The sequence below is a fragment of the Eilatimonas milleporae genome (assembly GCF_003688555.1).
Lineage (GTDB): Bacteria > Pseudomonadota > Alphaproteobacteria > Sphingomonadales > Kordiimonadaceae > Eilatimonas > Eilatimonas milleporae.
In genome coordinates this window covers 83718-92935 of the sequence record NZ_REFR01000001.1, presented here as the reverse complement: position 1 = coordinate 92935, position 9218 = coordinate 83718, and the positions used below count along the sequence as shown (strand labels likewise).

Here is a 9218-nt window from a genome sequence, read left to right as displayed (position 1 = left end):
GCTCAAATCAAAACGCGCCATCATCCAACTCCTTCAAGGAGCTTGAAGCACAACCCACTCTATTTGGGAACCCTGTTTATGGGTACACTGCCTAGGCTATACCGGTGGTATGGATGATTGGGCGATTGGACAGTTCCTGTGATGATACATTTCCTGTCAGGCATGTTTATCCTTGTCCTTGCCGTGACCGGCTGCGCGGAGCGCCCGCCGGTCGTGACCCCGGCCGACCTGGACGCGGCGCTGCACGACGCCGCCGCCAACGGCCCGCCGGGGGTATCGGCCGTGATTGCCACACGGCACGGCATTGTCTGGTCGGGGTCGGACGGTTTCGCGGACCTGGAAAAGGGTGTGCCGGCAAGCCCGCGCCATCGTTTCGGCGTCGGCAGCATTACCAAGACATTCGTGGCGGTGGTCGCCCTGCAACTGATCGATGAAGGCAGGCTGAGCCTTGATGCGACCCCGGCCGATATTCTCGGCGATACGGTCCGGCATGTGCCGAATGCCGACAGGGCGACGGTTGCCACCCTGCTCAACCATACAAGCGGCATTCCCAGCTTCGAGGACGATGCCGACTGGATCCGGCACGGCCGCGGCGCGCTTCTGGATGTGGAGCGGATCTGGGGCAAGACGGATGCGCTGGATTTCGTCGCGGGCGACAGCGCGCAGGCCCTGTTCGAACCGGGAGAGCGGTTCAGCTATTCAAATTCGAACCACACCCTTCTCGGTCTGATGATCGAGCATGTCACCGGCACCGAGCTGACGGCGGAAATCCGCCGCCGCATTCTTGCCCCGCTTGATGTGGCGGCAATTTTTCTGGAGGGCTTCGAGACGGTGCCCGAGGGCGGACCGGTGGCGAAACGCTATCACTACGCCACCGAGGCCTTTACCCGCGATGCCGGCGTGCACAGCGCGTTTCCGCCGGCGGGCGACGGGCTGATCGACGTGTCGCGGTCCAACCTGTCGGTTGAATGGGCGGCCGGCGGCATGGTGGCGGCGGCGGGCGACCTGGCCGCATACGCGCTTGGCCTCAGGGACGGGCGGCTGTTACCGCCGGATATGCAGCAAACCATGTATGACTGGCGGCAAATTCGCGAAGAACCGTCGCCCGTATGGGTCGGGCATGGCCTGTTCCGGACATCCCTGCCGACCGGTGTCATGATCGGGCACAGCGGCAGCGTGCTCGGCTATACCGCCTATATGGGCTGGTATGAGGACAGCGATCTTGTTGTCGTGGTGTTGGCCAATGCCGGGTCCATGCATGTGGGCGGCGGCGTTGTCACGGCATCCGGCATCGCGCAACGGTCCGAGTTCGCCCGCTTTGCCCATGCCTTCGGCATGCAGCACGGGACCCCGTGACGATCAGGGCCGGCCCCGTTTATATCGCTCCTGTCATGATCGCTGCTGTCATGCGGGGAGGGTTTTCAGCATGAGCAGGCAAGGCAGGTCGGGCGCCCACAGATTTTCCAGCACCTCGAACGGTTCAAATCCGACCCGGGTGTAGAACCGTCTGGTCACCGCATAATGCGGGTCCGGATGCGTGTCGGCGAGCGTTTTGACGGTTAAATAGCGATACCCGTGCCGCCGCGCCCAGGCGGCGGCCGCCGCGACCAGAGCGCGGCCGATACCCTGACGGTGCAGATCGGGCAGAACGCCCATCGAGTGGAGCTCGCAGTTCCGGCCGAAATGATCAGCCAGGGAGACATACCCCACCACCCGGCCCGCGATCAGGGCGGTGAACATCGGGGCTGACGCCGCGTGCCCGACATAGGCCTCCAACGCCTCGGGAAGGCCGAACCATTGCGGAAGGGCCGTCAACACGGCCCGGCTGATGGCGTCCCGGTTTTCAACCGCTGAACAGATTTCCATGGTTTATCGTATCGCGCGGGCCGGCGATTGCCCAGATGGCGACTGACAAGGCGGCGATTGCCCAGACGGCGATTCACAGGCAAAGCCCGTCCCTGTCCCATGCCTTACCGACGGGGATGATGCGGTGTCGGGGTCAGACCATCCGGCTTGCCGGTCGCGCGAAACGGCGCGACAGCCGGTTGCCGGCATATGCACCCGGCCTCGGGAACCGGCGGATTTCCGCCCGGACAAGACGGCTTTGCGCGGCCGTCAACATCTCTTGGCTTGCAGGGCCGGCGCCGGCCCTGCATCCTGCCGCCAAAATCATGCAAGCCTGAAACCTCACGGCGCCCAGGCCGTATAAGGGGGACCCAGAATGACGACACTTGCCATTTACGGCGACCGGCGCAGCGGAAATTGCCACAAGGTGGTCATGACCTGCCGCCTGACGGGGCGGCCCTATGAGTGGGTGGAAACCGACATCATGAACGGGGAAAGCCGGACGGCGGCGTTTCTTGCCCTCAACCCCGCCGGACAGGTGCCCACCGTCCGCCTCGAGAACGGCGGAGCGCTGGCCCAGTCCAATGCCATCATCCTGCATCTGGGCGAAAACACCCCCCTGGTGCCCGGGGACGCATTCGCACGGGCAAAAATGTATGAGTGGCTTTTCTGGGAGCAGTATTCCCATGAGCCCTATGTGGCGACGCCGCGCTTCCAGAAGCTGTTGCTGGGCCGCATGCCGGACCCCTGGCGCATGGACCGGGGCGAAGCGGCGCTGGACCATATGAACAGCCATTTGCGGGACCGCGACTTTTTTGTCGGCGACCGTCCCAGCCTCGCCGATGTGGCGCTTGTCGCCTATACCAGACTGGCGGGCGATGCGGGCTTCGATCTCGGCACCCGCCCCTCTGTGCAAGAATGGACCAAGCGGGTCATGGGACTGCTGCCGGACTGGCCGGAGGGTTTTGCGTGAGTTTGCCGCCGGACCTTCTGGCGACGATACTGGTTCTGACATCCGCCACACTGCATGCCACATGGTCGGCCATCATCAAGCAGGCGGACGACAAACTGGCCGTGTCCATGGTCATGTCGGTGGCCGGCGCCGCGGTCAGTCTGCCTTTTACCGCCATGGTTCCTTTACCGGATGCACACATCGGCGGGCTGCTGGCGGCCTCAACGCTGGTGCACATGCTGTACCAGCGTACCCTGGTCTGGACCCTGGGGCGGGGGGACCTGACACTTGTCTATCCGATCGCACGCGGCAGCGGCCCCCTGTTCGTGACCCTGTTCAGCCTTGCGGCGCTGGGCGCATCCATCGGTGTCCAGGACCTGAGCGCCATCGCGATCATCGTGTGCGGTATCCTGTGGACGGGACTGGGCCAGCACCGCAACCCGGTCGCCGCCCTGGCGACGCCCGGTGTGGGGCCGGCGCTTCTGTGCGGCATGCTGATCGCCACCTACACCATCATTGACGGACACGCGGTCCGGATCGCCGCGCATCCCTTTACCTATATCCTGTGGATGAATGTGGTGTTCGGCCCAGCCTTCCTGCTGGCCGGTCTGGCGGAGCGGCGCGGCCGGCTTCTTGCGGACATGAAAGCCTGCTGGCGCATGGGCTTTCTGGTCATGGTCATCGCCTATACGGGATATGCCCTGGCGTTGCTGGCCTTTCGCCATGGCGGTCTCGCGGAAGTCACCGCCCTGCGGGAAACCAGCATCATATTTGCCGCCTGTATCGGCTGGATATGGCTGAAGGAACCCTTCAACAGGACAAAGGCGGTCGCCGTGACGATGGTGGCGGCCGGGGCCGTCCTGCTGAAAGCGCTATAGGATACCCGGTGAGATATCCGGCAAGATGCCGGCGTTCAGATAAATTTCCAAAATCGATAACAATTATGAAATTTATGCTTTTGATCGATCAGTCCGGATATCCTATCTAACTGTCATATGTGTGAGACACCATCGCGTCCCCTGTTGAAAAGGTGACATCGGAGTGCAGCGCCGGATCAAATATCCCTATCGGACTGAAATGTCCTATCAGACTGTTTGGCGACGCTGTATATGCCCGGACTATCGGGACCAAATTCAAGGAGTCAAAAAATGACGGACCAAGCGCAAATCGATACATTGGCCGCATCCCTGAAAGTGCTGCTGGCGGAAAATGTCCAGCTGTACACGCTGACGCAGAATGTCCACTGGAATGTGACGGGCCCCCTGTTTCAGGCGGTGCACAATATGACCGAAGAACAGTATCTGGCCCTGGCGACGGCGACCGACGACATCGCCGAGCGCATTCGGGCCCTTGGGCACAAGGCCCCCGGCACGTTGCAGGCCTATGTGGATCTGGGGTCGATCACCGACGGTGACGAAACGGCGGACGCGGAAACCATGGTCGGGGCCCTGGTGGCCGGAAACGAAACCCTGGCCGAGCGCCTGCGCGCCATCATTTCCGAGGCCGCGGACGCCGGCGACGAGGTCACCGCGGGCATTGCCACCGACCGCCTGACAGCGCATGAAAAGACCATCTGGATGCTGAAAGCCCTGACGGGTCAGTGATTGGCCGATGAGCGGGGGCGGGGGCGGACGCGACACCCGGTTTTCGCCCCAGCCCGTGACCATGGGGCCATGAAATCCTTACAACCAGTGGCGGCGCACTCAGAAAGCGAGGGCGCCGCCACCGTATCGCAACTTCACCGCAACTGCTTCATAAGTGGGCCATACCCGGCGGTGCTTCTGCATATGGCATCGATTTTCCACTAATTTTTCGAGAGAATCGGCTGCCAAAGCCGAAAAAATCCTGAATTTTCAGTCAAGAAAAACGGGGAAAACAACCTCAAGTAATACTTTGCCAGATCAGAAGTGGCGCCAATTTATCCCAAGGTTGCAAGATGATCGGTTTTACTAGGCATTAAAGCTTTCTTAAACTACTTATAATAACTTGCACGACGTGGTCAAACAGGTCCGCGAATTACTGCACACAGCGGAAAATCGGGCCGTTTTGATGAAAAGGCGTGGTATCGCCGGTGATGACGCAATTAAAAAGCCGCAGCATCCGGGACGTCGATGACATCCCCGAACAGCCTGACTGGCAGGCATTGACCGCCTATTGGGAAAACACGCCACTGGTCTTCGCGAATGCCAGGCTGCAACGTCTTCTCGATTACTGGAAAAGCCGGATTCCGTCCGGGCGCATGATGCCGTCCCGCAACGATATAGACCCGCGGGATCTCAAAGAGCATCTTGACGACATCATGATGATCGAACTGACGGAGCCGGAGAACATCACGGCGGAAACCTGTTTCCTGCGCGTGGTGGGGACCAATCTGACCTATTTTCACGGCCGCGAGCTGACCGGAACCTATCTGAGTGAATTTGCCCTGCCGAACCGCCGTGAGAAGGGCCTGATGTCGTTTCGCCATATCGCGGAATACAAGGCGCCCCTGCGCTATATCGGCCAGTATATCGTGCTGGACGGCGAGGCCGCCTATAATGAGAGCCTGGCGGTGCCCCTGTCCAATGACGGCGACAGGGTGAACATGATCCTGAGCTCCATCCTTCTCAGCCGCGAGCCTGTCAGCCGCAATCCGGACAAGCCCGTGATGCGCGAAAGCGCCTGAGTGCCCGCCGCATACAGTTCCCGGAATCTTATGGTCCCAGAGCATATGACCAAGATCATAAGATTCCAGTGAGATACAGTGCGGAGCCTGTCACGGCGGGGCCGCGCGGTGTGCCATAAAGCTTCCTTGAAAACGCGCGAGGATATTGTCTCCTGACAGAAGGCTGTCAGGAGCACCCTGTCAGGATGGCGGCGCCATGAACACATGGCAGCGAAACCCATCATGGAGAACGCCAAATGAGCTTCACCCCTGACCATTTCACCGTGTGGACCGAAATTCCGGTGACCGATCTGGACCGTGCGATCACCTTTTACAATACGGTCTTCGACGCCGGCCTGACAAAAGACGAGACCGGCCCCAATGCCATGGCCATGTTTCCGACAGAAGGCGGGGCCGGTGTCGCGGGGCATCTGTATCCGGGCAAGCCGGCCCCGGACGGGAGCGGACCGACCGTCCACCTGGCCAGCCCCGATGGGCTGGAACAGGCGCTGGGGCGTGTCAAGACCGCCGGCGGCAAGGTTGTCTCCGAGCCGATCGCGATTCCGTCCGGCCGCTTTGCCTATTGTCTCGATCCCGATGGCAATTCCATCGGCATTTTCTCGAAATAGGGACCGGAGGGATGCGACGCGCCGACCGCCTGTTCCAGATCGTGCAATATCTGCGCGGCGGTCGGCTTGTCACCGCCGCGCGGCTGGCCGGCTGGCTCGAGGTCTCGGAACGCACCATCTACCGCGATATCGCCGACCTGCAATCGACCGGGGTGCCGATCGAGGGCGAGGCCGGCGTCGGGTATCTGATGCGCGACGGCTACGACCTGCCGCCCCTGATGTTCAGCCATGACGAAATCGTCGCCCTGGTGGCCGGTGCCCGCCTGATCCGGGCCTGGGGCGGCGCGGACATGGCCCGGGCCGCCGAAGAGGCCCTGATCAAGATTGAAACCGTCCTGCCGGACGGAGAACGCCGGCGTGCCGGCCAGGTCGAGATCCACGCCATCGCCGAAGAGATGACGCAGGACATACGGCACCGCATCGACAGAGTTGAAAAGGCCGTGGATGCCAGGCGGCGCCTGTCCCTGTCCTATCAGGATGCCGAGGCCAGACCCAGCAAGCGCACGGTCAGACCGCTGGGCCTGTGGTTCTGGGGCAAGGTCTGGACCCTGGTGGCGTGGTGTGAACTGCGCGGTGATTTCCGCATGTTCCGGCTGGACCGTATCGTTGCCATGGATGAGGACGGGTCCACCTTCCGGCCGGAGCGCGGCAAGACACTGGCGGATTTTTACCGCGCCATGGAAGTCCAGGCCGACTGCCGCGATATTTCGTGACCGCCCCGGTCCCTTCTCCCTGAAGGGTCTCTGAAAGTTCTTTGAGGACTTTCTGAAGGTTCTCCGGGGACTCTCCGAAGGGTCTCTGGGGACTCTCCGAAGGGTCTCTGGGGACTCTCCGGAGGCGAGAGTCCCCCGACCGGCCCTGGCGAAAAGCCGGGCGCGATTTCGCTTGATGCTTGCCCGCACCCGGTCCCCATGGTAAGAGCCGTTGGACTTGCGAATGTTTCGCAATAATGAGTGCAACCGGTCATGACACATCCTGTTTCCGATACCGTGCCCCTCGGCATGCTGGCCATGGGCGACAAGGCCCGCGTCGTGGCCATCGAGGCGAAACCCGAAGACGCGCAGGGTATCAGCACCCATCTGCGCAATCTGGGGTTTGACGAGGGACTGGATATCGAGCTTCTGCATCAAAGTCCCTTTGGCGGGGACCCGGTTGCGGTGCGGATCGGGACCATGACGGTGGCCCTGCGCCGGTCCGAGGCCAATCTTGTGAAAGTCACCCGTATATGAGCGCCGCCCTTGTTGCCCTTGTCGGCAATCCGAACAGCGGCAAGTCGTCCCTTTTCAACGCGCTGACCGGCCTGCGCCAGAAAGTGGCCAATTATCCGGGCGCGACGGTGGACCGGCGCACCGGCACGCTTGCCGGGGACAAAAGCCTGTCCCTGATCGACCTGCCGGGCAGTTACAGCCTGACGCCGCACAGCCCGGACGAGGCGCTGACGCGCGATATCCTGACCGGCACGTTCAAAGCGCAGAAGCGGCCCGACGCCCTGATCTGCGTCGTTGACGCGACAAATCTTGCCCAGCATCTGAAATTCGTCCTGGAACTGAAAAATCTGGACCTGCCGATCGTCGTTGCCCTGAATATGACGGACCTGGCCGCGCGCGAGCAGATTGAAATCGACACGGACAAACTGTCGGACGGTCTGGGACTGCCCGTTGTGGAGACCGTCGCCGTCCGCCGGAAGGGACTGGACACCCTGACGGGCCGTGTCGCGGAGGCTTTGCGGCGGCGGGATACGGCAGACGGGAACAATGCAGGCGGAAACAACACCGCCGACACCGCGTCCGGCACCCTGTCGCCCATGGGGGCCGGCGGCGCCGGTGAGAGGGACATTGCCGCTGCCCTGAAGGACCGCCAGCGGGACGCCCGTATCATCGCGGCCGCCGCCACGCTCAACACCGGTATCGGACACAAAGCCACCCGCATCATCGACGATATCCTGCTGCACAGGGTGGCGGGGCCCGCCATTCTGTTCGGCCTGCTTTTCCTGATCTTTCAGGCCGTCTACAGTTGGGGGGAAGCCCCGACGGGATGGCTTGAAGGCGGCATTGCCCGGCTTCAGCTGTGGCTGGCCGCGATACTGCCGGACGGTGCCCTGCTGAGCCTGCTGAATGACGGCGTTCTCGCCGGTGTGGGGTCCGTGGTGGTCTTCCTGCCGCAGATCATCATTCTGTTCACCTTTATCCTGCTGCTGGAATCATCGGGCTATATGGCGCGCGCCGCCTTTCTGATGGACCGGCTGATGTCCGCCGTCGGCCTCAACGGCCGGGCCTTTCTGCCCCTGTTGTCGAGTTTCGCCTGCGCCATTCCGGGGATCATGGCCGCGCGCGCCATTGCCGATCCGAAAGACAGGCTGACCACCATCCTGATCGCGCCGCTGATGACGTGTTCGGCCCGGTTGCCGGTCTATACGCTGGTGATCGCGGCCTTTATTCCCAATACACCGGTTGCGGGCGGCTGGCTGGGCCTACAGGGGGTCGTCATGTTCGCCCTGTACATCACCGGTATCGTGTCGGCGCTGGCGGTGGCCTATGTCCTGCGCCGCACGGTCGCCAAGGGGGCACCGCATCCCTTCCTGCTGGAAATGCCGAAATACCAGATGCCCGACCCGCGCTATATCCTGACGGGACTGTATGAGAAAACGCGGATTTTCCTGCGCCGGGCCGGAACCATCATTCTTCTGTCGATGATCGTGCTGTGGCTGCTGGCCTCGTTCCCGGCGCCGCCGGCGGGCGCGGAAGGTCCGGCCATCGGGTACAGCCTGGCCGGCATGATCGGACAGGGATTGTCGGTGATCTTCGCCCCCATCGGCTTTAACTGGGAAATTTCCGTTGCCCTGGTGCCCGGCATGGCGGCGCGGGAGGTGGCGGTGGCCGCGCTCGGCACCGTCTATTCCCTGCAGGGGGGCGAGGACGCCATTGCCGCCGGCCTTGTCAGCTTGCTTCAGGGGGCCTGGTCCCTGCCGACGGCGTTTTCCTTTCTGGCCTGGTATGTGTTTGCCCCGCAATGCCTGTCGACGCTGGCGGTGACACGGCGCGAGACCAACAGCTGGCGCTGGCCGCTGTTCATGGCGGGATACCTGTTCGCGCTGGCCTATCTCGCCGCATTCCTGACCTACCGCATATCGTCGGCCCTGATGGCCTGA

At 62.4% G+C, this 9218-nt stretch carries 10 protein-coding genes; 9 read left to right on the top strand and 1 reads right to left on the bottom strand.

The genetic code is table 11. From position 1 onward, the window contains the following. Window positions 1-141 precede the first annotated feature (141 nt). Complete coding sequence (locus tag BXY39_RS00400; RefSeq protein WP_121936869.1) at window positions 142-1356, top strand: serine hydrolase domain-containing protein; 1215 nt, start codon at window positions 142-144, stop codon at window positions 1354-1356. 48 nt (window positions 1357-1404) lie between these two features. On the opposite strand, the gene BXY39_RS00395 is transcribed toward BXY39_RS00400, so the two are convergent. Further along, the gene (locus tag BXY39_RS00395) at window positions 1405-1866 is read right to left on the bottom strand and encodes a GNAT family N-acetyltransferase (RefSeq protein WP_121936868.1); all 462 of its coding nucleotides are present in this window, start codon (window positions 1864-1866) and stop codon (window positions 1405-1407) included. A 355-nt stretch (window positions 1867-2221) separates the two neighbouring features. Between BXY39_RS00395 and BXY39_RS00390 the strand changes: the two genes are divergently transcribed. From BXY39_RS00390 to feoB, 8 genes are all read left to right on the top strand, one after another. Further along, window positions 2222-2818, top strand: coding sequence for a glutathione S-transferase family protein (locus BXY39_RS00390; RefSeq protein ID WP_121936867.1), 597 nt, complete (start codon window positions 2222-2224; stop codon window positions 2816-2818). Then, window positions 2815-3675: a DMT family transporter gene (locus BXY39_RS00385; RefSeq protein WP_170163515.1), complete on the top strand. Its 861-nt coding sequence runs from the start codon at window positions 2815-2817 to the stop codon at window positions 3673-3675. The genes BXY39_RS00390 and BXY39_RS00385 overlap by 4 nt, the downstream gene beginning before the upstream one ends. Before the next feature lie 270 nt (window positions 3676-3945). Beyond that, window positions 3946-4401, top strand: coding sequence for a Dps family protein (locus tag BXY39_RS00380; RefSeq protein ID WP_121936865.1), 456 nt, complete (start codon window positions 3946-3948; stop codon window positions 4399-4401). A gap of 470 nt (window positions 4402-4871) precedes the next feature. After that, window positions 4872-5462 (top strand): PAS domain-containing protein, encoded by a 591-nt coding sequence (locus BXY39_RS00375; protein ID WP_121936864.1) that lies wholly within the window; start codon window positions 4872-4874, stop codon window positions 5460-5462. Between the two features lie 236 nt (window positions 5463-5698). Continuing rightward, window positions 5699-6070 carry a VOC family protein gene (locus tag BXY39_RS00370; RefSeq protein ID WP_121936863.1) on the top strand — a complete coding sequence of 124 codons (372 nt, stop codon included), beginning with the start codon at window positions 5699-5701 and terminating at the stop codon, window positions 6068-6070. An 11-nt stretch (window positions 6071-6081) separates the two neighbouring features. After that, window positions 6082-6783, top strand: a complete 702-nt coding sequence (locus tag BXY39_RS00365; RefSeq protein WP_121936862.1) for a helix-turn-helix transcriptional regulator — start codon at window positions 6082-6084, stop codon at window positions 6781-6783. Window positions 6784-7035: 252 nt separating this feature from the next. Next, window positions 7036-7299 (top strand): FeoA family protein, encoded by a 264-nt coding sequence (locus BXY39_RS00360; protein WP_211332018.1) that lies wholly within the window; start codon window positions 7036-7038, stop codon window positions 7297-7299. Next, window positions 7296-9218: a ferrous iron transport protein B gene (gene feoB / locus BXY39_RS00355; RefSeq protein WP_121936861.1), complete on the top strand. Its 1923-nt coding sequence runs from the start codon at window positions 7296-7298 to the stop codon at window positions 9216-9218. The genes BXY39_RS00360 and feoB overlap by 4 nt, the downstream gene beginning before the upstream one ends.

What these genes read in the sequence shown, in the direction of transcription:
- BXY39_RS00370 (WP_121936863.1), top strand. Translation starts at nt 5,699, where the DNA reads ATGAGCTTCACCCCTGACCATTTCACCGTGTGGACCGAAATTCCGGTG.
- BXY39_RS00400 (WP_121936869.1), top strand. Translation starts at nt 142, where the DNA reads ATGATACATTTCCTGTCAGGCATGTTTATCCTTGTCCTTGCCGTGACC.
- BXY39_RS00360 (WP_211332018.1), top strand. Translation starts at nt 7,036, where the DNA reads ATGACACATCCTGTTTCCGATACCGTGCCCCTCGGCATGCTGGCCATG.
- feoB (WP_121936861.1), top strand. Translation starts at nt 7,296, where the DNA reads ATGAGCGCCGCCCTTGTTGCCCTTGTCGGCAATCCGAACAGCGGCAAG.
- BXY39_RS00395 (WP_121936868.1), bottom strand. Translation starts at nt 1,866, where the DNA reads ATGGAAATCTGTTCAGCGGTTGAAAACCGGGACGCCATCAGCCGGGCC.
- BXY39_RS00390 (WP_121936867.1), top strand. Translation starts at nt 2,222, where the DNA reads ATGACGACACTTGCCATTTACGGCGACCGGCGCAGCGGAAATTGCCAC.
- BXY39_RS00375 (WP_121936864.1), top strand. Translation starts at nt 4,872, where the DNA reads ATGACGCAATTAAAAAGCCGCAGCATCCGGGACGTCGATGACATCCCC.
- BXY39_RS00380 (WP_121936865.1), top strand. Translation starts at nt 3,946, where the DNA reads ATGACGGACCAAGCGCAAATCGATACATTGGCCGCATCCCTGAAAGTG.
- BXY39_RS00365 (WP_121936862.1), top strand. Translation starts at nt 6,082, where the DNA reads ATGCGACGCGCCGACCGCCTGTTCCAGATCGTGCAATATCTGCGCGGC.